Annotated in this window: 27 protein-coding genes; 18 read left to right on the top strand and 9 right to left on the bottom strand. The window is 67.3% G+C overall.

Annotated features, from left to right (window positions below):
* Window positions 1-89: 89 nt before the first annotated feature.
* Complete coding sequence (locus AC5WS7_RS01820) at window positions 90-1,193, top strand: terpene synthase family protein (protein WP_495952558.1); 1,104 nt, start codon at window positions 90-92, stop codon at window positions 1,191-1,193.
* A gap of 133 nt (window positions 1,194-1,326) precedes the next feature.
* Window positions 1,327-2,601 carry a diguanylate cyclase domain-containing protein gene (locus AC5WS7_RS01815; RefSeq protein WP_495952557.1) on the top strand — a complete coding sequence of 425 codons (1,275 nt, stop codon included), beginning with the start codon at window positions 1,327-1,329 and terminating at the stop codon, window positions 2,599-2,601.
* A gap of 6 nt (window positions 2,602-2,607) precedes the next feature.
* Here the strand turns inward: AC5WS7_RS01815 and AC5WS7_RS01810 are convergent, their stop codons facing one another.
* Entirely contained in the window at window positions 2,608-3,363 is a 756-nt protein-coding gene (locus AC5WS7_RS01810; protein WP_495952556.1) for an SDR family oxidoreductase, read from the bottom strand.
* A gap of 170 nt (window positions 3,364-3,533) precedes the next feature.
* Here AC5WS7_RS01810 and AC5WS7_RS01805 point away from each other — a divergent pair, with 170 nt between their 5' ends.
* Window positions 3,534-3,947 (top strand): oxygenase MpaB family protein, encoded by a 414-nt coding sequence (locus tag AC5WS7_RS01805; RefSeq protein WP_495952555.1) that lies wholly within the window; start codon window positions 3,534-3,536, stop codon window positions 3,945-3,947.
* Between the two features lie 5 nt (window positions 3,948-3,952).
* On the opposite strand, the gene AC5WS7_RS01800 is transcribed toward AC5WS7_RS01805, so the two are convergent.
* From AC5WS7_RS01800 to AC5WS7_RS01790, 3 genes are all read right to left on the bottom strand, one after another.
* Window positions 3,953-5,749, bottom strand: a complete 1,797-nt coding sequence (locus AC5WS7_RS01800; protein WP_495952554.1) for a hydroxysqualene dehydroxylase — start codon at window positions 5,747-5,749, stop codon at window positions 3,953-3,955.
* Between the two features lie 56 nt (window positions 5,750-5,805).
* Window positions 5,806-5,970, bottom strand: a complete 165-nt coding sequence (locus AC5WS7_RS01795) for a hypothetical protein (protein ID WP_495952553.1) — start codon at window positions 5,968-5,970, stop codon at window positions 5,806-5,808.
* A gap of 484 nt (window positions 5,971-6,454) precedes the next feature.
* Window positions 6,455-6,877 (bottom strand): MerR family transcriptional regulator, encoded by a 423-nt coding sequence (locus AC5WS7_RS01790; protein ID WP_495952552.1) that lies wholly within the window; start codon window positions 6,875-6,877, stop codon window positions 6,455-6,457.
* Window positions 6,878-6,949: 72 nt separating this feature from the next.
* On the opposite strand from AC5WS7_RS01790, the gene AC5WS7_RS01785 reads away from it, so the two are divergent.
* Window positions 6,950-7,564 carry a class I SAM-dependent methyltransferase gene (locus tag AC5WS7_RS01785; protein WP_495952551.1) on the top strand — a complete coding sequence of 205 codons (615 nt, stop codon included), beginning with the start codon at window positions 6,950-6,952 and terminating at the stop codon, window positions 7,562-7,564.
* 26 nt (window positions 7,565-7,590) lie between these two features.
* On the opposite strand, the gene AC5WS7_RS01780 is transcribed toward AC5WS7_RS01785, so the two are convergent.
* Both AC5WS7_RS01780 and AC5WS7_RS01775 read right to left on the bottom strand, forming a co-directional pair.
* A complete protein-coding gene (locus AC5WS7_RS01780) occupies window positions 7,591-8,004 on the bottom strand; it encodes a response regulator (protein WP_495952550.1) in 414 nt (137 codons plus the stop codon).
* A 381-nt stretch (window positions 8,005-8,385) separates the two neighbouring features.
* Window positions 8,386-9,003: a TetR/AcrR family transcriptional regulator gene (locus AC5WS7_RS01775; protein ID WP_495952549.1), complete on the bottom strand. Its 618-nt coding sequence runs from the start codon at window positions 9,001-9,003 to the stop codon at window positions 8,386-8,388.
* 323 nt (window positions 9,004-9,326) lie between these two features.
* Between AC5WS7_RS01775 and AC5WS7_RS01770 the strand changes: the two genes are divergently transcribed.
* The 10 genes from AC5WS7_RS01770 to AC5WS7_RS01725 all read left to right on the top strand — a co-directional run bounded on the left by AC5WS7_RS01770 (window position 9,327) and on the right by AC5WS7_RS01725 (window position 19,435).
* Complete coding sequence (locus AC5WS7_RS01770; protein ID WP_495952548.1) at window positions 9,327-10,133, top strand: SDR family NAD(P)-dependent oxidoreductase; 807 nt, start codon at window positions 9,327-9,329, stop codon at window positions 10,131-10,133.
* Entirely contained in the window at window positions 10,130-10,744 is a 615-nt protein-coding gene (locus AC5WS7_RS01765) for a carboxymuconolactone decarboxylase family protein (RefSeq protein ID WP_495952547.1), read from the top strand. Before AC5WS7_RS01770 ends, AC5WS7_RS01765 begins: the two co-directional genes overlap by 4 nt.
* Window positions 10,745-10,758: 14 nt before the next feature.
* Complete coding sequence (locus AC5WS7_RS01760; RefSeq protein WP_495953710.1) at window positions 10,759-12,024, top strand: aromatic ring-hydroxylating oxygenase subunit alpha; 1,266 nt, start codon at window positions 10,759-10,761, stop codon at window positions 12,022-12,024.
* A gap of 5 nt (window positions 12,025-12,029) precedes the next feature.
* Window positions 12,030-12,365 (top strand): hypothetical protein, encoded by a 336-nt coding sequence (locus AC5WS7_RS01755; protein ID WP_495952546.1) that lies wholly within the window; start codon window positions 12,030-12,032, stop codon window positions 12,363-12,365.
* Window positions 12,366-12,381: 16 nt separating this feature from the next.
* Complete coding sequence (locus tag AC5WS7_RS01750; protein WP_495952545.1) at window positions 12,382-13,221, top strand: TauD/TfdA dioxygenase family protein; 840 nt, start codon at window positions 12,382-12,384, stop codon at window positions 13,219-13,221.
* Window positions 13,222-13,254: 33 nt separating this feature from the next.
* Window positions 13,255-14,526: an aromatic ring-hydroxylating oxygenase subunit alpha gene (locus tag AC5WS7_RS01745; RefSeq protein ID WP_495952544.1), complete on the top strand. Its 1,272-nt coding sequence runs from the start codon at window positions 13,255-13,257 to the stop codon at window positions 14,524-14,526.
* On the top strand, window positions 14,523-14,858 hold the full coding sequence (locus tag AC5WS7_RS01740) for a hypothetical protein (RefSeq protein ID WP_495952543.1): 336 nt from the start codon (window positions 14,523-14,525) through the stop codon (window positions 14,856-14,858). The genes AC5WS7_RS01745 and AC5WS7_RS01740 overlap by 4 nt, the downstream gene beginning before the upstream one ends.
* The gene (locus AC5WS7_RS01735) at window positions 14,855-16,099 is read left to right on the top strand and encodes a metal-dependent hydrolase family protein (RefSeq protein WP_495952542.1); all 1,245 of its coding nucleotides are present in this window, start codon (window positions 14,855-14,857) and stop codon (window positions 16,097-16,099) included. The genes AC5WS7_RS01740 and AC5WS7_RS01735 overlap by 4 nt, the downstream gene beginning before the upstream one ends.
* Window positions 16,100-16,261: 162 nt before the next feature.
* A complete protein-coding gene (locus AC5WS7_RS01730) occupies window positions 16,262-17,734 on the top strand; it encodes an aldehyde dehydrogenase (RefSeq protein WP_495952541.1) in 1,473 nt (490 codons plus the stop codon).
* Between the two features lie 249 nt (window positions 17,735-17,983).
* The gene (locus tag AC5WS7_RS01725) at window positions 17,984-19,435 is read left to right on the top strand and encodes an amidase (protein ID WP_495952540.1); all 1,452 of its coding nucleotides are present in this window, start codon (window positions 17,984-17,986) and stop codon (window positions 19,433-19,435) included.
* Window positions 19,436-19,963: 528 nt separating this feature from the next.
* On the opposite strand, the gene AC5WS7_RS01720 is transcribed toward AC5WS7_RS01725, so the two are convergent.
* The 3 genes from AC5WS7_RS01720 to AC5WS7_RS01710 form a co-directional block, all read right to left on the bottom strand.
* Window positions 19,964-21,187 (bottom strand): amidohydrolase, encoded by a 1,224-nt coding sequence (locus AC5WS7_RS01720; RefSeq protein ID WP_495952539.1) that lies wholly within the window; start codon window positions 21,185-21,187, stop codon window positions 19,964-19,966.
* A 497-nt stretch (window positions 21,188-21,684) separates the two neighbouring features.
* The gene (locus tag AC5WS7_RS01715) at window positions 21,685-21,828 is read right to left on the bottom strand and encodes a hypothetical protein (RefSeq protein WP_495952538.1); all 144 of its coding nucleotides are present in this window, start codon (window positions 21,826-21,828) and stop codon (window positions 21,685-21,687) included.
* A 51-nt stretch (window positions 21,829-21,879) separates the two neighbouring features.
* Entirely contained in the window at window positions 21,880-22,062 is a 183-nt protein-coding gene (locus AC5WS7_RS01710; RefSeq protein ID WP_495952537.1) for a hypothetical protein, read from the bottom strand.
* A 267-nt stretch (window positions 22,063-22,329) separates the two neighbouring features.
* Between AC5WS7_RS01710 and AC5WS7_RS01705 the strand changes: the two genes are divergently transcribed.
* The 4 genes from AC5WS7_RS01705 (at window position 22,330) to AC5WS7_RS01690 (ending at window position 25,472) form a co-directional block, all read left to right on the top strand.
* The gene (locus AC5WS7_RS01705) at window positions 22,330-23,229 is read left to right on the top strand and encodes a helix-turn-helix domain-containing protein (RefSeq protein WP_495952536.1); all 900 of its coding nucleotides are present in this window, start codon (window positions 22,330-22,332) and stop codon (window positions 23,227-23,229) included.
* Window positions 23,219-23,425 carry a DUF397 domain-containing protein gene (locus AC5WS7_RS01700; RefSeq protein ID WP_495953709.1) on the top strand — a complete coding sequence of 69 codons (207 nt, stop codon included), beginning with the start codon at window positions 23,219-23,221 and terminating at the stop codon, window positions 23,423-23,425. The genes AC5WS7_RS01705 and AC5WS7_RS01700 overlap by 11 nt, the downstream gene beginning before the upstream one ends.
* Before the next feature lie 305 nt (window positions 23,426-23,730).
* A complete protein-coding gene (locus AC5WS7_RS01695; protein WP_495953708.1) occupies window positions 23,731-24,621 on the top strand; it encodes a hypothetical protein in 891 nt (296 codons plus the stop codon).
* Window positions 24,622-24,704: 83 nt separating this feature from the next.
* A complete protein-coding gene (locus AC5WS7_RS01690; RefSeq protein ID WP_495952535.1) occupies window positions 24,705-25,472 on the top strand; it encodes a hypothetical protein in 768 nt (255 codons plus the stop codon).
* Window positions 25,473-25,561: the final 89 nt, after the last annotated feature.

The following is a 25,561-nucleotide window of genomic DNA, read 5'->3' as shown; positions in this document are numbered from 1 at the left end:
TTTAAGCACCGACTGGAATGTGTATCACCTGTCGGTCCGGCCATCTCGAGGGGTGGTCGGTGGATCGGATGGGCCGGGGAGGCAATCCCGTGGTGAATGAACAGACGATGGTGGAAACGGCGCTGGTCGCAATGCGATCGGAGTACGACACGATGCTGGAGCAGGGTGAGCGATGGTCGTTGCGAACACTGCTCAGCACACCGGATCGTGATATCGAGGACTACTGCCGGGATTTTCGGCCCAACAGATTCGGCGAGTACGCGCTCGCCGAGGTGGAGCGCTTCTGTCGCAAACATCAGATCTGGCTGGAATCCGGAGGCGCACACTACAACAGCATGACGCCCTATCTGCATCCGAACGCGGTTACCGCCGATCGGATGACGATCATCGGGATCTTCAACGCGATCCTGTTCTGGCTCAACGACACCGTCGGCCGGGAGAAGTTCGCGCATCTGTCCGAGGCCGAGCGCTCACGTGCCACGCACACCGCGAAACGATTACGCGACATGCTCGAAACCCGAAGCGCGGCAGTGGATCCCACCCCGGAGGAGGTGGCCACCGCCGAATTCCTGGAGCTGCTGGCCCGCGATGCCGAACCCGTCTGGCTGGAGCGGTTCCTCAGCTCGACGGCCGAACATCTGCGCACCGCGATCCGCGACCAGAACACCGACGCCCGTGGCGGATTGCTGAGCGTCGCGGACTACATCGATCTGCGGTCGGAGGTCTCGGGCATGTATCCGGCGATCGCGATGTGCGAGTTCGGCCGCGACGACTACCTGCCCTGGCACCGCATCCCGGACGAGGAAGCGGCCGCCGAACTGCGCAGGCTGCAACAGCTCACCGCCGAGATCGGCGCACTGATGAACGACATGTTCTCCTTCGAGAAGGAGTGCATCGCCGACGGCGCGGACTTCAATCTGATTCCGGTGTGGCTGTTGAACACACCGGGAGCAACGCTCGCCGACGCCGTGCACGGCTCCGCGGCGATCGTGCGCGATCGGCTCACCGAATTCCATACCCTGCGCGAGCGCATCCTGGACCGATACGCCGGCTCCCCCGATCGACGAGCCGCCGAATCGGTGGCCGCGCACGTACGGGATCTGGACGGCTGTGTGCAGGCGACGTGGGCCTGGCAGAACGTCACCCCGCGATACAAGGGGGTCTCGATCTTCGACGAGAACCATGCCGCGTGATCGCTCCCCCCAACCGGAAATATTCCGCACAACAGCTTCTCGCGGCTTTGATCTAGTGTGAGAGGTAAGACTGCGCCCGAACGGTGAGGGGTATGCCGATCGGTCGCCGGACATCGAGGGGGTGCTGGAGGGTATGGAACCGAATGGTCTGGTCGCCGCCTGGTGGCGGGAACTGTCCGCCACGGGCGAGGGCCCGGTGGATTCCGCGGCGGGCCTCGGCCTCCTGACCACGTTGTTCGATACCCTCCGGTCCGCACTCGAGGCGCGGGAGTTCGACCCGGCCGCGGGCACCCCGGTCGGCGCGGCACTGGCCGAGGCGGGTTGGGCGGATACCACCGTCCCGATTCGCACCGTCCAGGCCCTGCAGCCTCTGGCCGACGAGTCCGGCCACCCCGATGCCGGCGTCCGGTTCGCCGTTCTGGGGGCGGCTCTGACGCAGGGCCACCAGATGTTCCTGACCCGGCAGCAACTCCGGCAGGATCAGAACGCGCGGTTTCGCGTGGTGTTCGACAGCGCCGATATCGCCATCGCCATCGGCGATACCGACGGGACCCTGGTCGACGCGAACCGCGGCCTCGCGGACATGATCGGCGTTCCGGTCGAACAGCTCCGCGGAATCTCGGTCTACGACTTCGCCCACCCGGAGGACCGGGCAGAGATCCGCGCTCTGGTCTTCGAGAAGCTGGTGCCCGCCGGGGAGGGCTCGGTCAAGATGGAACGCCGCCTGCTGCGCTCGGACGGCAGTGTGGGCTGGGTGGCGTTCTCCATCACCTATGTCAGAGGCACCAAGGAGCACGGCGACTATCTGCTCGCCGTCGGCGAGGACGTGACCGAGCGGCATCGACTACAGCAGGAACTGCACTGGCAGGCCCGGCACGATCCACTCACCGGCCTGCCGAACCGCCGCAGTCTGCTCGAGCGCATCGAAACCGTCTCCACCGACAGCCGCGAGGACGATCACGTGGGTCTGTGCTTCGTGGACCTGGACAGATTCAAGCCCATCAACGACATGTACGGTCACGGCACCGGGGACCGCGTGCTCACCGAGGTCGCGGCTCGCTTCGGCGACAGTGTGCGCGAGCAGGACTGCCTCATCGCCCGCATCGGGGGCGACGAATTCGTCGCCCTGATCCCGCCACCGGCCGAGAACGGCGTGGTCACCACGATCGTCGACCGCCTGCAGTCGGCCCTGGTCGAGCCGATCGCCGTCGACGGCCACCAGTTGCACGTCTCCGCGAGCATCGGAGCCATCGTCACCCCGCTGGCCGGCTCCGACGCGGAATCGCTGCTCGATTCCGCCGACACCGTGCTGTACCTGGCCAAGGCCAACCACAAGGGCCGTTCGGTCCTGCGCACCTCGCACCGGACCGCCGAGCGGCACAGCCACCCCATCACTCCCCCGCCGTGACCCGGGCTACCCGCTGATCGCCGCGACCACTCGCAGCGGCAGCCAGCGCAGCGCCGCGCCGATCGGAATCCATGGCCAGGCAGGCACTTTCGCCGACGCCGCCTCACGCTCTATCGCGCGAACCATGGACCGCACCCCCTTCTCGGTGGACACCTGCAACGGGGTGCGACCGCTCGCGGCGGTCATATCGGAGTCGATGAATCCAGGAAACAGCGTGGTCACCGCGATCGGGGTGCGCAGTGTATCGGCCCGGATCCCCTCGGCCAGGGTGGCGACACCCGCCTTGGACGCGGCATAGGCGGTCCGGTTGCCGGGCATTCCGCGCATCGCGCTGATCGAGGACACGACCACCAGGTGCCCGGCGTCGTGTGCGCGGAAGATCTCCATCGCCGCCTCGCACTGCGCCAGTGCGGCAAGGAAATTGGTGGCGGCGGTCTGGGCGTTCGCGTGGAACCGCCCGGACCCGATCGGCTGTCCCTTGCCGAGACCGGCGTTGACCACGACTCGGTCCAATCCGCCCAACTCCTCGGCGAATTCGCGGAACACCGTGAATACCCGGTCGTGGTCGTCGACGTCCAGTTGCGCGATCGACACGGTGATTCCTGGATGTGCCGCCAGGAGTTCGGCGCGCAACTGTTCGAGCCGATCCAGGCGACGCGCGCACAGCGCGAGATTCCTTCCGCGAGCGGCGAATTCGCGGGCCATCTGCGCACCCAGGCCCGAACTCGCCCCGGTGATCAGAATATTTCTGCGCTCCGGCATCGGCCGCGTTCCTTCCGTTCGCAGGATGGTTCGCCTCGGCACGGGCGTGCGGCGGCGGCGGCACGAATCTACCCCGAGCCCGCGCCACTCGGAGCCGATGCGCCGACCGTTGCGGCCGGCCACCGCGGACGCGCGAGATCACCGCGGATCCGGACAACCAGGCCGCCGTGGTGACCACCCAGGAGCCGGTCCTTCCCGGTGCGCCGATCGGCCCCGGCTCGCTCACCTGGAAGTACGCGGGCGACTGGCGCAACACGCTGTTCCTCGGTCGCACGGGCATTCTGCAGAATATGCATCCGGCGGTAGGCGCCGCGCCGCAACAGCATTCGAACTTCTTCGACGACCCGTGGGATCGGCTGGTGCGGTCGGTACCGCAGATCCCGGGCATGATCTACGACGCGGACAACCAGGCCCAGGCCGAGCGGGTGCGCGATTATCACAAGCCGCTCGAGGGAATCGACTCGCGCGGCGAGCGCTATCACGCCCCCAACCCCCACGTGTACTGGGCCTGGCCGTTGCTGCCGGACCGGTTGCGGTACATGCCCCGCGCCTATGCGGGCATCGCGCGCGAGCGCGGGGCCTGACCGCCTCACGCCATGATGTGCGGCAAACCGGCGCGATAGCGGGCCGCGTCGACAAGTTTGAACGGCTCGAATTCGGGCGGTTCGACCATCGGGAAGATCCCGGCGCGCGGGCCGGGATCGCCCGCGGCGTCCATGATCGCGTTGGCGGCCGCGCGCCCGGATTCGTTCGCGCCCTCCATCGTCGCCAGGTCGATGTGACTGCGCACGTGGTCGCCGCCGAAGAACAGGTTCCCGATCGCGCAGTGCGCCTCGGGGCGATGGTCGTACGAGCCGATCGTGTTGACCAGCAACGGTGTTTCGTTGTGGGCGGCGCCGCCGGACCAGGTCAGGCCCGGGTCCAGATGCCAGGACGCCAGATCCTCGTCGCGCAGCCAGTCGGTGGAGGTGTTCAGCCATGTCTTCAGTTGCGCCCAGCACTCTTTCGCCACCTCGTCGGCGCTGCACTGCCGGGCCGGTTTGCCGTACAGGATGCCCGGTGAATCCCAGTCCGAGATGTCGGCGCTGAGACATTCCACGATCCGGCCGTCACCGTATTTCGCCGCGAAATCCCCTCGCCACATGGGCGCCTGCCGCAGCGCGGTGATCGCCCAGGGCGTGCCGAGCGCGGCGATATGCCCCTCGGGCAATTCGGTGGGCCGCGTCAGATAGAACTGGATGCCGATCATCCAGTCGGTCATCAGCTGCCGCATCCCCGCCAGCGACGGATCCGCGTCCAGCACAGGGCCGTTCAGCAGCGCGGTCGCCCTGTCCACCGGCATCGCGCAGACGTACCAATCGGCGGTGACGGTGCCGTCCACTCCACCACCGGCTACTCGCACACCGGTGATCCGTCGGTCCGCGACATCCAAACGTGTTGCGCGAGCGCCCATCACGAATCGCACGCCGAGTGAACGCAGATATCCCACCCACGGATCGATCCACGCCTCGTTGGTGGGGCCGCTCAGGATGCGGTCCGCCCCGCCCTGATATTGCGGGAACAGTCCGGTGCCCGCGAGCACGAGCCCCTGACCGATGGTGCCGATCGTGCGCGCGGAACTCAGGTGCGGTTTGGCCGCGACGGTGATGCGGGTCAGCGCGGCGACGAGATATTCCCGGTACGCCACGGATTTGCCCTGTGCCTGCAGCATATCCTCCCACGAGATGTACTCGAACTGCCCGAACCGCCGCTCGGTGCAACTGGTGAACCACATGGCGACCTGTTTGCCGAAGAAGGCCAGTTCGACGGGCGGCAGCGCGGGAATGAACGAAAACGCCGATACCACAGAAGATTCCACCAGCCGCGGTGTGAGCTGGGTGAGGCCGCGGAATCCGACCGGCGAGAAGATCGGCGGCCGGTGCTCGAACCCGACGACCGCGGACTCGACGCGAATCAGGTTGTCCCGCACGCCGTTCGGGTTGCCCGGAAACGGGATCCGAGCCATCGTGTCGGGGATGTGCTGATAGCAGCCGGGGAAGAACCGGAACCCGTGTTCGCCGGGCAGGTCCAGGCGTCCGCCCCGGCCGGTGCCGGGTACGCCCATACTGCGCGCCTTGCCGCCCAGGTAGGACGGCTCGTAGACGGTCACCCGGTATCCGCGTTCGGCGAGTTCGTGCGCGGCCGACAAGCCCGACATCCCGCCGCCGAAGATCGCCACCGCACGCCCCGGCGAACTCGCCCGCGCCGCGATCGGGCGAGCCGAGGCGCGCGGCGGATGCGCGCCCACGGCGGTGGCGGCCAAGGCGGCTCCCGCCAGGGCCGCGCCGCGCAGCACGGCGCGGCGGCCCGCGCCTGTCGAATCGGAAGGGTCGCGATCGTCTTTCATGCCAAACTCCGGTGTTCGGTACGGCCCGAGGCCGCGGGGAGTGCGAAGCGGTCGGGTCAACCGGCGGCGATGCGCGCCGACGAGCCGAGAGAGGTCCGCGTGAACGGCGCGGGACGCGATCGGATGCCCCGTCCGCACGCGAGCGCCGATGCGCCGTCGAGGAGAGCGGTGCCGGCGACATCCACATGCTGGGCTGCGGTTGCGGAGACCATCGAACTCACCCCGGTCACTATGTCTCGGACACTATGTCCGATGTCTGGGATGGTAAGCCGTGCGCCCCGGTCGTGTCCGGGAAATCGCGACGGCGGGACACCGGCGCAACGCTTCAGGCCGAACCCGGGCGACCCGGGCGGCCCGACAGCCCCGTATCGCCCGCCCGACCGGCTGCCGATGCTTCCTGGCCGCAAACCGGCCGCCGATCCGGATGCCGGTCCGGTCGGCCGAGACCTGTTCCGCCGCGACGTCCCATAGCGGAGCATGCGCGTCGCGTGCCCATCCACTCGGTCGGCCAGTGCGAGGCGAATTCGGGTCGCCCCGCGGGCGGCGCACCCGACAACGTCCTGTCCGCGGGCGGGCATCCGCAGGTCGGCGATGCGCACGCGATGCCCGCCGCCCCAGCGGCGCGGACCCCTGAGCAGACCGCGGACTCACGGCCTGTGGTTCTGGACCTACGAAATTCGACTTGCGCGCGAAAACTCTACGTGCTCAACGGTTTTCATCCATCAGCTCGGTGACCGGCGTGCCGGCGAGCAGTTCGTCCAGACCGCCGGTCATCGTCGGGCATTCGCGGGCGGGATGTTCGGACGGACACCGCACGGCATGCGTCAGGAAGGTCCGGGCGGTGCGAGCCCGCGCGATGGCCGCATCGAGTTCGGCGATCTGCCGCTCGAGCGCCTCGCGCCACTGCGGACTCGGCGCGTCCAGCACCGCCGCCGCGGCATCCAGTGGCAGCCCCAGACTCTGCGCCACTTTGACGAAGGCGAGCCGGCGCAGCTGTTCCCGGTCGTACATCCGCTTGCCGCCACGCCGCGCGGCCGGACGCACCAGCCCGCGCTCGTCGTAATACCGCAGCGCGGAAGTCGCCATGCCCAGCTTCGCCGCGGCCTCCCCGATCGGGATCAGGTCCATGCCGACATTTGACCTCCAGTCGGCTTGAACTTGCAAGGTGGTGACACCAACCGTTCGCGAGAAGGACGTCCGATGAATCAGCCGCAGACCCTGCCGGTCAACCACCACGCCGACCATCCCGGATTCTCCGGCCTCGCCGGAGTCGCGGCGGGCGCGTTGATGTTCGCCGCCGGGCGGCGGCGCGCCCACAGGGTGATCACGGCAGCCCAGGTGCGCGAATCCGATCGGGTCGTCGATATCGGATGCGGTTCCGGTGCGGCGGTGCGGGCCGCGGCCCGGCGCGGCGCCCGGGTGACCGGGGTCGATCCGTCGCCGGTGATGTTGCGGCTGGCCCGCCTGCTCGTGCGCGGCTCCTCGATCCAGTGGGCCGAGGGTGCCGCGGAGCGACTGCCGCTACCGGACGAAGCGGCCACCGTGGCGCTGGCCGTGGCGACGGTGCATCACTGGCCGGATGTCACGGCGGCCCTGGCCGAGGTGGCGCGGGTGCTGGTCCCGCACGGCCGGTTCGTCGCGGTCGAGCGCTGGTCACCGGTGGGCGCCACCGGCGTGGCGGCGCACGGCTGGACCGAGGAGCAGGCGCGCTCGTTCGCCGCTCTGTGCCGCAGCGCCGGATTCACGGAGCCGCACATCGAGCGAAACACCGTGGGGCGGAACGATTTCTGGATCGTCCGCAGCACTCGCACCTGACCCGGCACCTCTGGTGACGGGCGGGATCAGCCGTGCAGCATATTGCCCGCCAGGCGCGACTCGATGCGGGCGAGCAGGTCCATCGTCCGGAACGGCTTGCGCACATAATCCGACGCACCGCAGGCCATGGCCAGCTCGGCGGCCTCCGGATCGGATTCGGTCGATACCGCCAGGATCGGGGCCGAGACCATCTCGCGCAACTGCCGGCACACGTCCGGGCCGGGCAGGTCCGGCAGATCCAGATCCAGCAGTACCAGATCCGGACGCCACCGCGGTGCCGCGGCGAGCACCTGGCGGCCGGTGACGGTGCGCAGGGATTGATAACCGGCGTGTTCGAGAACCAGGACGACCATTTCGGCGGCGGCCGGATTGCCTTCGGCGACAAGCACTCTGGCCATCACGAGGTCTTCGTCGCCGACCTGGATGGAAGTATTGGGCACTGTGGACATCGGATGCGGATATCGGTTCATGGCACAGTCCTCGCTTGCGGGATCCCCCGACCCCTCTGCTGTTCCGCGTCGTCATCGACCTCGCTGCGGCGCGTGCCTCACGATGCCGGTTGTTCGATCGTCGGACCTCGACGCTATGCCTGGCAGCAATTGTTCAGCAATGAAAGCGCGAAGAAATTTCGCCCGGAACGTCGATTGCGACCGTTTCGTGACCTTTCATCGACCTGTCGTTAACCGGAGTCCAGCGCCGCCGCACCCGGCCGAGACATCCGTGACCAACCGGGAACGAGCGCGCCCGGCCGTGACCGAAGCGTATGTGGCCAGGCATATTGCCGTCGAATTGCCCAGCGACGCGGCGGATGACTGCGGGGATCACCCGGATTTCCCGGGGCCGGCCGCCCCGGCGGCGAGCTGCGGCTCCCCCTCGAGTTCGCGCAGCAGCGTCTCGAGCAGCGCGGTCACGTCGCGGTGGCCCGCGTCCACGCCGAACGCCTCCTCCATCCGCAGGAACCGGGAGACGCTGGACATCAGCAGCACCACCGCGGCAGGGGTGTAGATGTCCGAGCGATAGCCGTAGCCGTCCAGGATCCTGGTGACCTCGTCGAGCTGCAGCGCGCGAAAACGCTTGGAGGAGTTGGCGATTTCGGCCCGGATGGTCTTGCGATGGTTGGCCAGGGCGACGAATTCCATGGTCAGCGCGGTGTGTGATTGGTCGTGGATCGCCTCCCACAACGACCACAGCGGCTGCGCGGAGTTCAGCGCCTCGCTCTGCCGCTGGTAGCTGCGTTCGGCGCCGCGGCGGAACAGCTCGATGAACAGATTGTCCATGGTGCCGAAGTAGTAGTAGACGAGCGCGGGATTGGCGCCGGCCCGAGCCGCGAGCCGGCGGGTGCTCACCGCGGCATAGCCCTCCTCGAGCATGATCTGCTGCGCCGCGTCCAGGAGCGCTGCGCGAGTCGGGGAGTCCTCGGGACCCGTGCCCGGCTTCATTCGATGACCTCCTGCGGGCGCGCGACGCGCCGTCGTCGTCGGTGCGGCGGCGAACGCCCGGCAACGGCCGAGCTGTTCGCCCAGTGTAGGGCCGGCGAAACCGCGCGCCCGCGCCGCAAGCGCTTCCACCGGAACGCTATTGACAGCTTCGACAGCCCTGCCGTATATCTTAATCACTCGCCTAATTAGGCAGTCGATTAACACGCTCGGAGCTGGTCTCCGAGGCGATCCGAGAATGTGGTGCTGCGCGTGGCATTGACCCCGGCCTTCGACCGATCACCCGCCCCATCCGCCTGTGCGCGCGGTCTGCGAACGGAGCTGCGATGAGCAATGCGAACCATGCCGACCAGGGCCGGTCGCCCGATCCGGGCGCGCAGGCCCGCAATGGCGGCCGGGTCGCCGTGGTCACCGGCGGCGCCTCCGGAATGGGCCGGTCCATCTGCGAGACCTTCGCCGCGCATGGGTATCGCACCGTGGTCCTGGACATCGACGGCACCGCCGCGCACGAGGTCGCCGAGCAGCTCCGGGCCGGTGGCGCGACAGCGCTGGCGCACCCGGCGGACGTCACCGACCGCGAGGCGGTTTTCGCCGCGATGCGGCGGGTCCGGGCCGAATTCGGACCGATCGACATCCTGGTCACCAGCGCGGGACTGGTCGGATTCGCTCCGTTCACGCAGATCACGCCGAAGGACTGGAATCGGGTCATCGAGGTCAATCTGACCGGCACCTACCACTGCGCGCAGGCGGTGATCCCGGACATGCTCGCCGCCGGCTGGGGCCGGATCGTGACGATCTCCTCCTCCAGCGCCCAGCGCGGTTCGCCGGGCATGGTGCACTACACCGCGTCCAAGGGCGCGGTCGTCGCGATGACAAAGGCGCTGGCCCGGGAATACGCGGCGCACGGCATCACCGTCAACACCATCCCGCCCTCGGGCATCGATACGCCGATGTCCCGCAAATCGCAGGCAGCCGGGCATCTCCCCGACAACGCCACCATGGCCGGGGCGATCCCGGTCGGCCACCTCGGCGCGGGCGAGGATATCGCCGCCGCCTGCCTGTTCCTGTGCTCCGAACAGGCCGGATACATCACCGGCCAGGTCCTGGGCGTGAACGGCGGATCCGTCATATGACCGCGACCGGCGCTCCGCGACTGGCCCCGCTGCCGCCCGACCAGTGGGACGCCGAGGCACGCGAAATGTTGCGTGGGCGAGTCGGTCTCGCGGATCGCTATCTGTCCGGCGCGCCCGACGCGCCCCCGATGCCGAACGTGCTGGGAATTCTGGGTCATCACATCGAACTCGGCTCGGCGTGGCTGGCCTACAACGGCGCGCTGCTCGAGCGGCCCGCCATCGAGCCGCGGCATCGCGAACTGGTGATTCTGCGGGTGGCCTGGCGCAGCCGCGCGGTCTACGAGTGGACCCAGCACGCGCGCCTGGCCCTGGACTGCGGCCTCACCGCGGCGCAGGTCGAGGCGGTCGCCCGCGGCCCCGAGGATCCGGTCTGGTCATCTGTCGAGCGGTTGCTGTTGTCCGCGACCGATCAGTTGCTCGACGGGTACCGCGTCGAGGACGAGACCTGGGCGGGTCTGGCATCGCATTTCGACGCCCGGCAGCTCATCGAGGTCCTGTTCGTCGCCGGGTCGTATCTGTGCCTGGCACTGGTGTTCAACAGCGTTGGCCTGCAACCGGATTCGGATATGGACCGGCGCTCGCCGCGCACACCCACCGACATCGAGGAGTAAACGTGACCGCGACCGTGAGGCAATGGCGAAAGCCCGAGGAGGGCAGCTGGACCGAGCACTACCCCGACCTGGGCACCGGGCCGATCTCGTTCGAGGATTCGGTGTCCCCGCAATACTTCGAACTCGAGCGCGCGGCGATCTTCGGGCGCGCCTGGCTCAATGTCGGCCGGGTCGAACAACTTCGGCGAACCGGCAGCTATTTCACCAAGGAGATCGACGCCGCCCGGGCGTCGGTCATCGTCGTGCGCGACCGCGACGGAGCGATCAACGCCTTCCACAACGTCTGCCGCCACCGCGGCAACAAACTCGTCTGGACCGACGACCCGCGTGCCGAATCATCCGGCGTCTGCAGGCAATTCACCTGCAAGTACCACGGCTGGCGGTACGGGCTGGCCGGGGATCTGGAATTCGTGCAGCAGCCGGAGGAATTCTTCGACCTCGACCCGAAGAACTCCGGACTCGTCCGCGTGCACTGCGATGTCTGGAACGGGTTCATCTTCATCAACCTCGCCGACGAACCCCGCCGGACGTTACGAGAGTTCCTCGGCCCCATGGTGACCGCCCTGGACGGCTACCCATTCGACCAGATGACCGAGTGGTACGAGTTCACCGCGGATAATCGCAGCAACTGGAAGCTGTTCGCCGACGCGTTCCAGGAGTACTACCACGTCCCCGGCCTGCATCCGCAGCAGATCCCGAATGCGGTGCGCACCGGAAAAGGCTTCGAGTGCGCGCACTTTCAGCTCGACGGCCCGCACCGGATGGTCAGCACCGGCGGCGCGCGCCGCTGGACGCTGCCCGCGGAATTCATGTACCCGATCGAGCGGATCACCCGCAGCGGCCTGGTCGGCCCCTGGGAATCGCCCGACCTCGGCGAGATGCCACCGGGCCTGAACCCCGGCCGGGTGGAGCCGTGGGGTATCGACAACTTCCAGATCTTCCCCAATATCGAGATCCTGATCTACCGCGGCTGGTATCTGCTCTACCGCTACTGGCCGACGTCCTACAACACCCACCGCTTCGAGGGCATGCTGTGCTACCAGCCCGCGAGAAACGTGCGCGAACGCGTGGAGCACGAGGTGTCCTCGGTGGTGTTCAAGGAATTCGCCCTGCAGGACGCGGGCATGCTGACCGGCACCCAGACCGCGCTGGAACAGGCGTATCGCAGCGCCGGAATCACCGGCTTCCCGGTCAACGATCAGGAAATCCTGGTGCGGCACTTCCACAAAGCGGTCGCCGACTGGGTCGAGGAATACCAGCGCGAGACAGCGGGAGCGTGAGTGCCGTGGCCGAAAATCTACTACCGCCCGAATTCGCCGAATTCGAAGAGTACGCACCCGCGTGGTGCCTGCCCACCGAATCCGAACGATGGCGGCGCCGGATGTCCACGCCCATGCCGGATCTGGTGAAATTCCACGACGCGTTCCTGCCGCGCCTGGAGGAGGCGATCGAGCACTGCGACAAGTATCCCCTGGATGATCTGCCCGATGACGCGCTGAACCTGCTGTACCTCATCTATTCGCTGGTGATGGTCGCCATGGCCGTGGAGATCTTCCAGCAGCACGCGCCCACCGACAGCGCCGACGCGGAGTTGCACCGCGTCGCCGAGCCGACCCCGTAAGCCGAGGCGAATTCCCATGACGATCACCATCGAGCCGCTCGGCGCGGAGGTCGGCGCACAGGTGACCGGCGTCGAGCGGGCTCATCTGCTCGACGACGACACCCTCGCTGGTACCGTGCTCGACGCCCTCGAGGAGTTCGGGGTGCTGGTCTTGCGCGACCTGCACCTCGACCCGCAAACCCAGGTCGCGTTCTGCCGCAGGCTCGGGCAGATCGACACCGAACCCGGACACCACCCGGTCCAGGGCATCTACCGGGTCAGTCTCGACACCAGCAAGAACTCGTCGGCGAACTATCTGCGCGCGACGTTCGACTGGCATATCGACGGCTGCACGCCCCAGGACGACGCCTACCCGCAGAAAGCGACCGTGCTCACCGCCAAGGCGGTGGCCGCATCCGGCGGTGAGACCGAATTCGCCTCCACCTACAAGGCTTTCGACAATCTCACCGAGTCCGAACGCACCCGGCTCGCGGCGCTGCGGGTGGTGCACTCGCTCGAGGCCTCACAGCGTCCGGTCACCCCGGACCCCACCCCCGAGCAGCTGGCCGCCTGGCGGCGTCGCCCGAACCGCGAGCATCCGCTGATCTGGACGCACCGATCCGGCCGCCGTTCGATGGTTCTGGGCGCGTCGGCCGACCACGTGGTGGGTATGGACCCGCACGAGAGCCGGGCGCTGCTGGACGACCTGCTGCGGCGGTGCACCGCGCCCGAACGCGTCTACCGGCACGAATGGTCGGTCGGTGACACCGTGATCTGGGACAACCGCGGGGTCATCCACCGCGCGGCACCGTACGAATCCGGCTCGCCGCGAGAAATGCTGCGCACCACCGTACTCGGCGACGAGCCGATCCGATGACGCGGCGCCACAACACATCTCAGGAGTAACGCCATGCCCCGTTGGCCCAAGCCCGCCGAGGGCAGCTGGACCGAGCACTACCCGGAACTCGGCACCGCGCCGATGTCCTACGAGGACTCGATCTCGCCGGAGTTCTTCGAACTCGAGCGCGAGGCGATCTTCAAGCGCGCCTGGCTCAATGTCGGCCGGATCGAACAGCTTCCGCGCACCGGCAGCTATTTCACCAAGGAGATCCACGCCGCGCATTCCTCGATCATCATCGTGCGGGACCGTGACGGACGGATCAACGCCTTCCACAACGTCTGCCGCCACCGCGGCAACAAGCTGGTGTGGGACACCATTCCCGCCGACGAGGTCTCGGGCACCTGCCGCCAGTTCACCTGCAAATATCACGGCTGGCGTTACGGTCTGGACGGCGCGTTGAACTTCGTTCAGCAGCCCGAGGAATTCTTCGATCTGGACCGGAGCGAGTACGGGCTGGTGCCGGTGCACTGCGAGGTGTGGTCCGGATTCATCTTCGTCAACCTCGCCCCGGAGCCGCGGCAGTCACTGCGAGAGTTCCTGGGCCCCATGGTCACAGCGCTCGAGGGGTATCCGTTCGACGCGCTCACCGAGCGGTTCGGCTACCGCTCCGAGGTCGCCGCGAACTGGAAGCTGTACATGGACGCGTTCCAGGAGTTCTATCACGCGCCGGTCCTGCACGGTAAGCAGACGCCGGACAACTACTCCAACGCCGCGCAGCAGGCCGGTTTCCAGGCGCCGCACTATCAGCTCGACGGGCCGCACCGGCTGGTCAGCACCTCGGGCGTGGTCACCTGGGAGCTCGACCCGTCGATGCGCAAACCCATGGAGGACATCACCCGCAGCGGGCTGTTCGGGCCTTGGGACACACCGGATCTCGGGCCGCTGCCCGCCGGAGTCAATCCCGCCGGATGCGATCCGTGGGGCTTGGACTCGTTCCAGCTGTGGCCCAACTTCGTGATCCTGATCTGGTCCGGCGGCTGGTATCTGACCTATCACTACTGGCCGACATCCCACAACACCCACATCTTCGAGGGCAATCTGTATTTCCCGCCGTCCCGCAACACGCGTGATCGAGTCGCGCACGAGATGGCCGCGGTGACGTTCAAGGAATACGGACTGCAGGACTGCAGCACACTCGAGGCGACACAGATGATGCTGGAATCCCGGGCGGTGACCGCGTTCCCGTTGAACGATCAGGAGATACTGCTGCGCCATCTGCACAAGGTGGCCGGCGACTGGGTCCAGGACTACGAGCGCGAGCGGGCGGGAGCGGCGCGATGAGCGAAACACTGTTGCCGCCCGAGTTCGCCGACCTCGAGCCTTTCGCCGAAACCTGGTGCCTGCCAACCGAACCCGAACGCTACGCCAAACGCCTGGCCAGTACGGTCCCGCAGATGCAGGAGTTCTACGACGCGATCACCCCGCGCGCCGAGGCGGTGATCGCCTACTGCGACCGATTCGGGCTGGACGACCTGCCCGAGCAGGTGCGGAACCTGCTGTATCTGCTGTACTCGATGATCACTGTGTCCTTCCCCGTTGAGGTTTGGAGCCAGCCGTGGGTGCCCGACAGCGGCACGACAACTCTGGACTGCGTGGTGGAGCCGATCCCATGACCGAACAGAGCACGGTGCTGCGCGCGGCTCGCCGCGTCGACGTCGAGACCGGAAAGGTGCACTCCCCCGCGACGATCGTGGTGGACGGCACCACGATCACAGCGGTCGATCCGCCGCGGCAGCCCGCGGGCGCGCGCGTGGTCGACCTGGGCGATCTCACGCTGCTTCCCGGTCTGATGGATATGGAGATCAACCTGCTCATCGGCGGGCCCGACACCCCCACCGGACTGCCGAATCCGATGCACGGCGTGCAGGACGACCCGGTCTACCGCACGCTGCGCGGCACCGTGAACGCCCGCACCACCCTGCACGCCGGGTTCACCACGGTCCGCAATCTGGGGCTGATGGTCAAGTCCGGCGGCTATCTGCTGGACGTCGACCTGGGCCGCGCCATCGAGCAGGGCTGGGTGCAGGGGCCGCGCATCGTCGGGGCCGGGCACGCGATCACCCCGACCGGCGGCCACCTGGATCCCACGATGTTCCAGCGACTCGCGCCGCACATCATGCCGGTCAGCCTCGAGGAGGGCCGCGCCAACGGTGTGCCGCAGGTGCGCGAATGCGTGCGCTATCAGATCAAATACGGTGCGGGCGTGATCAAGATCTCCGCCTCGGGCGGGGTGATGTCGCACGGCACCGTCGCGGGCGCGCAACAGTATTCGGACGAGGAACTCGAAGCGATCGTGGACGAGGCGCACCGGGCCGGAATCCGGGTCGCCGCACACGCGCACGGCGACGCGGGAATTCGGGCCTGCATCCGCGCGGGTGTGGACTGTATCGAGCACGGATCGCTGGCCAGTGACGACACCATCGAGATGATGGTCGAGCACGGCACCTTCCTGGTGCCGACGAGCTATCTGTCCGAGGGGCTGGACATCTCCAAAGCCGCTCCGGCACTGCAGAAGAAGGCCGCGGAGGTCTTCCCGCGCGCACGCGAGACCCTGCGCAAGGCGATCGCGGCGGGAGTCAAGATCGCCTGCGGCACAGACGCTCCCGCTGTCCCGCACGGCGACAACGCCAAAGAGTTGTGGGCACTGGTGGATCGGGGCATGACACCCGCTCAGGCGCTGCGCGCGGCCACCATCACCAGCGCCGAACTCATCGACGCCGACGACCGGGGACGACTGGAGGCCGGGCTGCTCGCCGATATCATCGCCGTACCGGGCGATCCCACCGCCGACATCACCACACTGCAGGACGTGCGCTTCGTGATGAAGGACGGCCGCATCGTCAAGAATCTGTGATCCGCCGCCGCCGCCACTACCACGGACAGGACAGGACAGGACAGGACAGGACAGCGTCCCGATGGCCGAGGGAGTTCGCAGCGGATCGGGCACGCTCGAAACTGCTGTCGCACAACATGATCCGCATCGCGCCCGGGCATTCGGACTCACGAGGAGGTAGCCGTGCCGGCTCATCGACATCTGTTCATCGGCGGCGAGTGGGTCGCACCCACCGGCGGTGACACATTCGAGGTGATCTCCCCACACACCGGACAGCCCATAGCCGAGGTGCCCGCGCCGACCCGTGCCGACGTCGATCGCGCGGTGGCGGCCGCGCGCGAGGCGTTCGACGAGGGACCGTGGCCGCGCCTGGCCCCGGGCGAGCGGATCGCGGTGATCCGGGAGCTGGCCGCGCGGTATCAGCCCCGACAGGAAGAACTCGCCCGCCTGATCAGCAGCGAGATGGGCGCGCCGATCACGTTCTCCCGCTCGGCGCACGCGCGGCTGCCCGGCGCGATGATCGGCGCGTTCGCCGACGTCGCGGCCCGGCATCCGTGGCGCGAGGTCCGCGCGGGCGCGTTCGGTGGCGAGGTCGCGGTGCGCCGTGCTCCGGTCGGAGTGGTCGCCGCGATCATCCCGTGGAATATGCCGATGTTCCTGACCATCGCGAAACTCGTTCCGGCACTTCTGGTCGGCTGCGCCGTCGTGCTCAAACCCTCGCCGGAGACAGCGCTGGACGCGTATTTCACCGCGGAGTTGCTGACCGGGCTGGGCCTGCCGCCCGGTCTGGTCAGCATCCTGCCCGGTGATCGCGAGATCGGCCGGTATCTGGTCTCGCATCCGGGCGTGGACAAGGTCTCCTTCACCGGCTCCACCGCCGCGGGCAGGCAGGTCGCCGCCGCGTGCGGTTCCGCACTGCGCCGGGTGAGCCTCGAACTCGGCGGCAAATCCGCCGCGGTCGTCCTGGACGACGCCGATCCGCAGACCGTCGCGGAGGGCATGACCGTGGCGGGCTTGATGAACAGCGGCCAGGCATGTGTCGCCCAGACACGAGTCCTGCTGCCGCGCAACAGGTATCGCGAGTTCGCCGACGCGCTGGCCGGCACCGTGGAAAATCTCCCGGTGGGCGACCCGTTCGACCCCGCGACCAGGATCGGCCCGATGGTCTCCCAGCGCCAGCAGCAACGCGTGCGCGGGTATATCGACCAGGGCGTCCGGGAAGGCGCGCGGCTGCTCGTCGGCGGCCCCGGACTGCCGGAGGGAATCGACCGCGGCTGGTACGTGCGCCCGACGCTGTTCACCGACGCCGACAACGCCATGCGCATCGCCCAGGAGGAGATCTTCGGCCCGGTGCTGACGCTCATCGCGCACGACGGCGACGAGGACGCGATCCGCATCGCCAACGCGACCGAATACGGCCTGTCCGGCTCGATCTGGACACCCGACATCACCCGCGCGACCGCCGTTGCCCACCGAATCCGCAGCGGCACACTGGGAATCAACGCGGCCTACAGCATGGATCCCGCCGCGCCGTTCGGCGGCGTCAAGGCCAGCGGCATCGGCCGCGAATTCGGCCCCGAGGGGCTGGACGGCTTTCTCGAAACCACCTCGGTGTCCATCGCTCCGACGACCCCCACTCGCCCGCGACCTTCCTGACCGAGGACCACCGTGTGCACGAGCAGCCCGCTCGGGTATTGATGCCACCAGACGCTAGTTGTTGCGGGCCAACGCATTGTCGACGACTCTCGCTGCCCGGATCGTCCCGCCGGCGGCAACCCCGGTGCCATCACGATGCCTATTGCGGTTGACACTTCGATATGCCCTTCCCGGGGAGGATCCCCACATTCTTTCGTTGCGGAAATCGGAATTTTATGGCCTTTACGCAGTGCCGTTACCGTCGAATTCATGGAATGGAATTTTCGGTCGGCACAAGAACTTTCGGCCGCGTTGCGTGCCGGTGAAGTGTCGTCGGTGGAATTGACCGACGCGGCGATCGCTGGGATCGAGCGGGACGACGAGGTGATCAACGCGATCTGTGTGCCGGACTTCGATCGCGCGCGGGCGGCGGCGCGGCATGCCGACCAGGCGCGCGGCCGGGGCGAGGATAGGCCGCTGCTGGGTGTTCCGGTGACGGTCAAGGAGTCCTACAACATGGTCGGGTTGCCCACGACCTGGGGTATGCCGCAGTACCGGGACTTCGTACCGGCCGAGGATGCGGTGCAGGTGTCCCGGTTGAAGGCGGCCGGCGCGGTGCTGCTCGGGAAGACGAATGTGCCGCTGGGACTGCAGGATATACAGAGCTTCAACGAGTTCTACGGCACCACCAACAATCCGTGGGATCACGCCCGCACGTCCGGCGGATCCTCCGGCGGATCGGCCGCGGCCCTGGCGTCCGGCTTCGGTGCGCTGTCCGTCGGCTCCGATCTCGCCGGTTCGCTGCGCACCCCCGCGCATTTCTGTGGCGTCTACGCACACAAGCCGACACTCGGGCTGACAGCGATGCGCGGAATGACCCCGCCGCCCGGCCCGGCCTTGCCGACCGAGGCCGACCTGGCTGTTGTCGGCCCGATGGCGCGCACTGCCGGTGACCTCACTCTGCTGCTCGACGTGATGGCCGGGCCGGATCCACTGACATTCGGTGTGGCACAAAAGATTACGCTGCCACCCGCGCGGCACGACCGACTCGGCGGCTTCCGGGTCCTGGTCCTCGACCAGCATCCGCTGATCGCGACCAGTGCCGCGGTCCGCGCGGGCGTGAACCGGGTGGCCGACGCGCTCGTCGCCAATGGCGCCCGCGTCGAACGGCACAGCCCGTTGCTGCCCGACCTGGCCGAAGCCGCGACTCTGTACACGAAGCTGCTGGTCTCCGGCTCGGTGGCACGATTTCCCATCGACGCGTACGAGCAGCTGCGCGCCCGCGCGGCCGGGCTGAGCGCGGACGACCAGAGCCTCGACGCGGCGCGGCTGCGCGGAATGGTGCTGACTCACCGCGATTGGATGGAGGTGTACAACCGTCGCGAGATCCACCGCCACGGCTGGCGGCAGCTGTTCGGCGAGTTCGATGCCGTGGTGTGCCCGATCACGCCGACTCCGGCGTTCCCGCACGACCACAATCCCGATCCGCTGGTACGTCGGCTCGACATCGACGGGGCCGAGTACCCGTACTTCGACCAGCTCGTCTGGGCCGGTCTTGCCACCATGCCCGGCCTTCCCGCGACGGCCGTACCCGCGGGCCGGTCGCCCGAGAATCTGCCGGTCGGCGTGCAACTCATCGGCCCGATGTTCGAGGACCGCACCACAATTCGGCTCGCCGAGCTGCTCGAGCAGCACCTCGGCGGCTTCCAGCCACCGAGGTAACGGGTAGACCGCAGGCGCGTCCTCGGCCCGCGCCTCCGATAAGCCCGAGCCGCAACGCGATTCGAGTTCACCACGAAAAGTGGTAACCACAGCCATTTTCACCAGTTCGTTCTAGTATTCGGGACCCGAGTCGGACAAGGTGCTCGAATCGGTTGGCGCAGAACGGCTGGTGAAGATAGTGCTCGCACTCAAGCAAGCGGTCGGATCGGCCTTCGCTGCGACGGCGCTCCTCGCAGGGACGGTAGCTGTCGCCGCTCCCGCGAACGCCGTTGCGACCCCGGCCGAGGCGTGGCAGCAACTACCACGAAATAGACCACCAAGACCTCGAGGGCGCAGTCATCCATCTCCTTCACAACGGTTCGACAGATTGTGTGGTCACCACGAAGACTTCGAATCTCGGGAAAAAGACCTGGGTCGGCGCGGAAATCAAACTCGCCGGTCCCCGGGCCCACTGCGGCTGAGCGGGCCTGAGCTTGTGGTTCGAGGTTGATTCTGATCCCGCACATCTGTATCAGTTCGGTCCGGCGGTCAGTTCAGCCAGGTGCGGGCCGCGACGACCAAGGCCTCGACACCCGTGCCGAGGGTGGGTTCTATTTCCGGGGCGAATTCGGGGGAATGGTTGGCCGGGACCTGATCGAGGTCTCGGCCCGCGAGATCTGTTCCGCCCCAGAACCAATAGACGCTCGGTGCGCCCGCGGAGGTGCCCAGGACACCGGCATCCTCGCTGGCATTGACCTGGGGTATGGGCAGGATGCGGTGTTCGCCGAAGTGGTCGGTCAGGGCGGCGATCGTGGTCGCGGTCGCGGCCGGGTCGTTCACCAGGACCGGGGCGCTGATGTTCCAGTCGAATTCCGGTTCCCGTTCGGCGCCGGAGGCGGCGGCCTCGGCGCGCACGATGCGTTCGATGGCCGAGCGGACCACGGTTCGGATCTTCTCGTCGTAGGTACGGATGTTGATGCCGAGTTCGGCGCTGTCCGGGATGATGTTGTCTTTGGTGCCCGCTTGCAGGCGGCCGACCGTCACCACCGCGGTCTCGGCGGGCGGCACCTCACGCGCGACGATGCCCTGCAACCGGGTCACCACGTTCGCGGCCATCAGGACCGTGTCGATCGCGGCCTCGGGCCGGGATCCGTGTCCGCCTCGGCCGTGCAGCGTCACCTGCACCGAGTCCATGCCGGACATCACCGGGCCGGTGCCGTAGCCGATCATCCCCGCCGGTAACGGGCCGACGTGTTGCGCCAGCACGACATCCGGTTTCGGGAATCGCTCGAACAGCCCGTCCGCCACCATATTTCGCGCACCACAGGCCAATTCCTCGGCCGGTTGGAACACCGCCACCACGGTCCCGGACCACTCCGCGGCCGAATTCGACAGCAGCGTGGCCGCACCGATCAGACAGGTGGCGTGCATATCGTGTCCGCAGGCGTGCATCACCGGAACGTCCGCACCCGATTTATCTTGCGCCCGAACCGAACTCGCATACGGCAGACCGGTCTTCTCCTCGACCGGCAGCGCGTCGAAATCGGCACGCAACAGCACCACCGGCCCGTCACCGTTCCGCAACACCCCGACCACCCCGGTTCCCCCGACCCCGGTGGTCACCTCGAACCCCGCCGGCCGCAACGCCTCGGCGACCCGCTGCGCGGTCCGGAACTCCTGCAACGACAACTCCGGATGCCGATGCAGGTCGCGATAGAAATCGGCGAGTTGCTCACGCAGTCCCGGACTGCGGTCCCACGGTAACGCGGCCATTCCGGACTCCTTCCGTCGGGATCGTTACGCCGACTGTACCGAGCAGGACACCCGCCGACCACGACCGCCGAAAGTACCGGCCCAGGCGATCGTGCAGATATCACCGTGTCTTTTCGTCGGGTGACTCCCAGAATCCCGACGACCTCGACGGGCGGCCGCTCCTGCACCTCCCCGACCGGTTCTGCGACCGCCACGGAACCGATTCGAACAAGCTCACTCGCGACGATGCCCCGCTACGGATCAGCTGATCGATGTCCGCCAGGGAGTGAGGTTCTGTGGTTCCAATACTCTTGTGGTACTTGTTCTCCAACACCCTCGCCGCTGGTCCTCAACGACTCCTTGGCATCGACCAGGTGGGAGTGGCCCCCGGTCGCGAGCGGTATCGCCGGACGCACTCGAAGCTGCAGAACACGCGGTCGTCGTATCGGTAGACGACCTGATTGGGGCCTCCGCACCAGTCGCACCACAGGTCGTCCTCGCGGCTCATCGCGGTGGCCTCACATTCCGAAATGAGGTTGATCCGCGGGGACGATGCGGTGTGCCTGAATCAATCTCGCCTTCGCCTGCCGCTTGACCGCGCAGACCGTCACCGGACAGTCGATGTGCCACTGCATGATCCAATGCGCCAGCTCGATCGACATCGACGCCAAAGGTGTGTGATCGGTCGGCGGAAGTATCTCGGCCAACGCGCGTCACCCGGCCGCGGTATCAGTAGATGCCCACGCGCGCAACGCATCTCGAACACGCAGCAGCAGGTCCGAGGTGGGTTCGTCCACCTGTACCAGGTCGCGCGCAGCCGGGCAGATCACATACCGCACCCGGGCGGCGCCGGGGACTCGCCGAGGCAACACGCCACCCGTAGAAATTCTGAACATGCTTCCACCCCTTCGTATTTCATGGTATTCAATGAGTAATCCCCGAACCGACGCGGCGGGGGCAGCGCCCGACCGGGCGCAGGGATCGCGAGTTGACGCTCGACGTGATCCCCTCGGGCACTGGGTATATGACACACCCGCGCCACCCCCCAGTCACGCCGAAACGGAGTCTCCGAAGGAATCTCTCCGAAGCGCCTGTGCGATTGCGCACTGGATGAGAACATTCCCCCGATCCGGAGATTCTCATATCCCCGAAACGGAGACCCCATGCCAGAGGCACCCAACATCGGCTCGACGCTGCCGAGGCGGCAACTCGGGCGTTACCTCGTGGACTGGCGCACCCGCGCCGGTTACACGCAGGTCAAGGCGGCCCAGCTGCTCGAGATGGGCGCCACCAGCCTGAACCGCCTGGAAAAGGGCGAGACGGGCCGGATCAAGAACATGGTCATCCAGGCCATCTGCGATTTGTACAACGTCCCACCGGATCTCGCGGAGGCGTTCAAGGGACTCGCACAGCAGGCCAATGTGAAGTCCTGGTGGCATCAGTACGGCGATCTCATCCCGAAGAACTTCGACGTGTACGTCGGATTGGAAACGGCCGCAACACAAATCATCACGTACCAACCGGATCTCATTCCGGGACTGCTCCAAACTGCCGATTACAACCGGTCTTTGGTGCAGGCGGCCTGGCCCGATGAGACGGTTGAGCAGTGGGAGCAGCGCGTGCAGATCAAGACGCAGCGGCAGAGAATCGTTACCAGGAAGACCCAGCCCGTCCAGTTGGATGTCGTAATCGGTGAAGCCGCTTTGCATCGCGTGGCAGGAAGCCGAGCGATCATGGCCGACCAATTGCGCCATCTCGCCGACATCAGCACGCGGGACAATGTGACCGTGCGAGCGCTGCCCTTCGGAGCCGGTTTCCCGGATGGGGCATCCATGCCACCCTACGTGATTCTGAGCTTCGAACACGACCGGAACGGCACTCACGTCGAACCACCGGTGGTCTTCCTCGAAGGGGTCGTCGGTGACATGTATTTGGAGAAGGAAGACGATGTCCTGCACTACTATCGTCGACACGAGAGTATCGAGGCGGCAGCCTTGGATGAGACAACGAGCAGAAGCCTGCTTCGGCGGGTAGCGAGGGAGCATGAGCAACGTGAGCGCTGATCTGTCCGGGGCGAAGTGGTTCAAGAGCAGCCGCAGCCAAGCGGGGAAAGAGTGTGTCGAGGTCGCTTTCCTGGATCGCGATGGCGTCGGTGTGCGTGACTCCAAGAACCCGACCGGCCCAGCGCTGGTCTTCACCCCGGGTGAGTGGGCAGCATTCACCGCAGGCGTCCAGAACGGCGCATTCGACCAAGCTTGAGCAACTGATCGTCCGCAACGGCCCGGTTCCGACATCGTCGGAACCGGGCCGTTCGCGTAAGCCGCACCGCCACAACCTCATTCGGCGAAGGCCACCCGCACCGAACCGCTCCTTCGATCGCGCACACCCGCTGATCGCCGAACAGCTCGCACTTGCCCTCCCCCGCTCCCGGAAACCGCCCGGCAAACCTCCCGGAAACCATCGGGCCTTGACACAGCACCTGTCACAGATTTGACTTACCCCAAGCTTGTGTTACCTCATCCGACAACGCTCCGAGAGGTGGACATATGCAAATCAACTGGTCAATGGCCCCCGAACGGCGGGCCGGATCGTTTGCCCGGCGCGGAACCATATCGGTACTGGCAGTGATCGGTACGTGTCTGCTCTCCTTGGCGGTCACCCGGACGGCCGATGGCGAACCGGTGGCGAATAACGCCGACACCGGGTTCGCGGTGCCCTTCGCCGGGGCGCCCGCCTACCAGCAGGTGGCACCGACGCAGATGACGGGCCGGAACCAGCTCAATCAACCGCTCGGTCAGGCGCAAGCCGACGCGATCGCCGCTCAGATCGGCCTCGGCAGGGCCGACGCGCTGACCCAGCAGCAGTATCACGACCTGAGCACCGGCGGCGGGGTCGGCGGCAACCGCCAGGCGGCCGATGTCATCGACGCCAGCGTCCAGATTCTCACCAATACCGTTGGCCGGCCGCTGTATTCGCAGGTCAACGGGAAGAATACGCCGTCGGTGCTGGCCAGTTACGGGTTGTACGTGAACCCCGCCGGGATGCTGGAGAGCCCGGCCAACGCCGACGCGCCGACCAGGCAGGTGAACACCCTGATCGCGCCGGGCGGTTATGTCGGCACCTGGCTGCGCGACAACAGCGCGGAGCGGAGCCTGGGCGCGCTCTATCGTTCGGCCTACTCGAAACAAGCCGCTTACGGCTTTGTGGCGCAACAGCTTTCGGGTTCGTCCCAGTTGGTGACCAATACCAGCGGCGGGGTGCGATCCGAGGTCGGCATGTCGATGGCTCCGCCGCTGTGGATCGTGAACTTCGCCCTGATCTACGTCCTGAACCCGGCCCTGGCCGCCCAGATGCCCGCGCACTGGGCGCCCATTCCCGCCCAGGTCGCCGACGCCATCAAGGCGAGCCCCAGCGGCCAGGTTCCCTTCGGCAACTACGCGTCCTACTTCCGTTGACGGGCCGTCGTCCCGGCGCGTGTGTTCGATAAACCGATTGCCACAGAGCTGTTCCCAGTCGACTCCAGCGAGAGGGTGTTCGCATGACTCGTCGGTCCAAGCACTCCAAGCCCAGCGCGTGGCGACGCGCCATGCTGCCCGCCCTCGGCGCGATACCGGTAGCGGTCGTGGTGAGCTGCGCCGGGGCCGCGGGCAACGCCGCGGCACAGCCGAGCCTCCCGGCTCCCGCGCCGGTCGATCAGCTCTGGACCAGCGCGGTACAGCACGCCATACCCCCGCGCGCGACAGTCCCGGCGATCGTGCGGAACCTCGGTCTGGTGCACTACGGCATCGCCGCGCCGGTCCTCCCCCCGAGCGGTGACCACGCGATCCACGACAATCACCGGGCGACTCGGCTTGCGGAACCCGCGCGAGCGATCGACCGGCAGCATCCGCACTCGCCCGGATCCGTACGGATCGGCGGGCTGCGCCCGGTCCCCGTCGACAGCAACTTTTCGGACCGGGTCACCCAGCAGACCGTGAATGGCGGGACCGCCGGCGCTGTCATCGGCACGGCTGTGGGAGCAATCCCGGCAGCGGTGCTCGGGGCGGTGCCGGGAGCGATCGTCGGGGGTGCGATCGGCGCGACCATCGGCGGGGTCGCGGGCGGTATCGCCCTGGCCGTTCCGACCCTGGGGATGGGCGCGCCGGCGGGAATCATCGGAGGCGCCCTGGCGGGGGCGGGCGTCGGCGCGGTGGTGGGCGGTGTGGCCGGAGCGGTGTTCACCGCTGTTCCCGTCGGCATCTTCGGCGGGGTCGTCGGTTACGAACTCGGCGCGGCCACCGGACTCGGCAACGGTCAGCAGGGCTGAGCAGCACCTTCGGAACTCGCAGGCACCCAACGGAATTCACCATGCGTCACGGGGAATTCACCATCTCACCGGACAATGAGGGCGCAAGG

Source organism: Nocardia sp. PLKS1-43 (assembly GCF_059510335.1).
The sequence above is the reverse complement of the archived record's forward strand: the minus strand, read 5'-3'. Positions and strand labels throughout refer to the sequence as shown.

Bases quoted from the DNA above. Each gene is read 5' to 3' on its own strand.
- AC5WS7_RS01790 (WP_495952552.1), bottom strand. From the start codon at position 6,877: ATGGACCTGATCCCGATCGGGGAGGCCGCGGCGAAGCTGGGCATGGCG.
- AC5WS7_RS01810 (WP_495952556.1), bottom strand. From the start codon at position 3,363: ATGCCGGAGCGCAGAAATATTCTGATCACCGGGGCGAGTTCGGGCCTG.
- AC5WS7_RS01705 (WP_495952536.1), top strand. From the start codon at position 22,330: ATGCCAGAGGCACCCAACATCGGCTCGACGCTGCCGAGGCGGCAACTC.
- AC5WS7_RS01765 (WP_495952547.1), top strand. From the start codon at position 10,130: ATGACCGCGACCGGCGCTCCGCGACTGGCCCCGCTGCCGCCCGACCAG.
- AC5WS7_RS01720 (WP_495952539.1), bottom strand. From the start codon at position 21,187: ATGGCCGCGTTACCGTGGGACCGCAGTCCGGGACTGCGTGAGCAACTC.
- AC5WS7_RS01785 (WP_495952551.1), top strand. From the start codon at position 6,950: ATGAATCAGCCGCAGACCCTGCCGGTCAACCACCACGCCGACCATCCC.
- AC5WS7_RS01690 (WP_495952535.1), top strand. From the start codon at position 24,705: ATGACTCGTCGGTCCAAGCACTCCAAGCCCAGCGCGTGGCGACGCGCC.
- AC5WS7_RS01725 (WP_495952540.1), top strand. From the start codon at position 17,984: ATGGAATGGAATTTTCGGTCGGCACAAGAACTTTCGGCCGCGTTGCGT.
- AC5WS7_RS01715 (WP_495952538.1), bottom strand. From the start codon at position 21,828: ATGTCGATCGAGCTGGCGCATTGGATCATGCAGTGGCACATCGACTGT.
- AC5WS7_RS01745 (WP_495952544.1), top strand. From the start codon at position 13,255: ATGCCCCGTTGGCCCAAGCCCGCCGAGGGCAGCTGGACCGAGCACTAC.
- AC5WS7_RS01770 (WP_495952548.1), top strand. From the start codon at position 9,327: ATGAGCAATGCGAACCATGCCGACCAGGGCCGGTCGCCCGATCCGGGC.
- AC5WS7_RS01750 (WP_495952545.1), top strand. From the start codon at position 12,382: ATGACGATCACCATCGAGCCGCTCGGCGCGGAGGTCGGCGCACAGGTG.
- AC5WS7_RS01735 (WP_495952542.1), top strand. From the start codon at position 14,855: ATGACCGAACAGAGCACGGTGCTGCGCGCGGCTCGCCGCGTCGACGTC.
- AC5WS7_RS01800 (WP_495952554.1), bottom strand. From the start codon at position 5,749: ATGAAAGACGATCGCGACCCTTCCGATTCGACAGGCGCGGGCCGCCGC.
- AC5WS7_RS01815 (WP_495952557.1), top strand. From the start codon at position 1,327: ATGGAACCGAATGGTCTGGTCGCCGCCTGGTGGCGGGAACTGTCCGCC.
- AC5WS7_RS01740 (WP_495952543.1), top strand. From the start codon at position 14,523: ATGAGCGAAACACTGTTGCCGCCCGAGTTCGCCGACCTCGAGCCTTTC.
- AC5WS7_RS01775 (WP_495952549.1), bottom strand. From the start codon at position 9,003: ATGAAGCCGGGCACGGGTCCCGAGGACTCCCCGACTCGCGCAGCGCTC.
- AC5WS7_RS01710 (WP_495952537.1), bottom strand. From the start codon at position 22,062: ATGTTCAGAATTTCTACGGGTGGCGTGTTGCCTCGGCGAGTCCCCGGC.
- AC5WS7_RS01695 (WP_495953708.1), top strand. From the start codon at position 23,731: ATGGCCCCCGAACGGCGGGCCGGATCGTTTGCCCGGCGCGGAACCATA.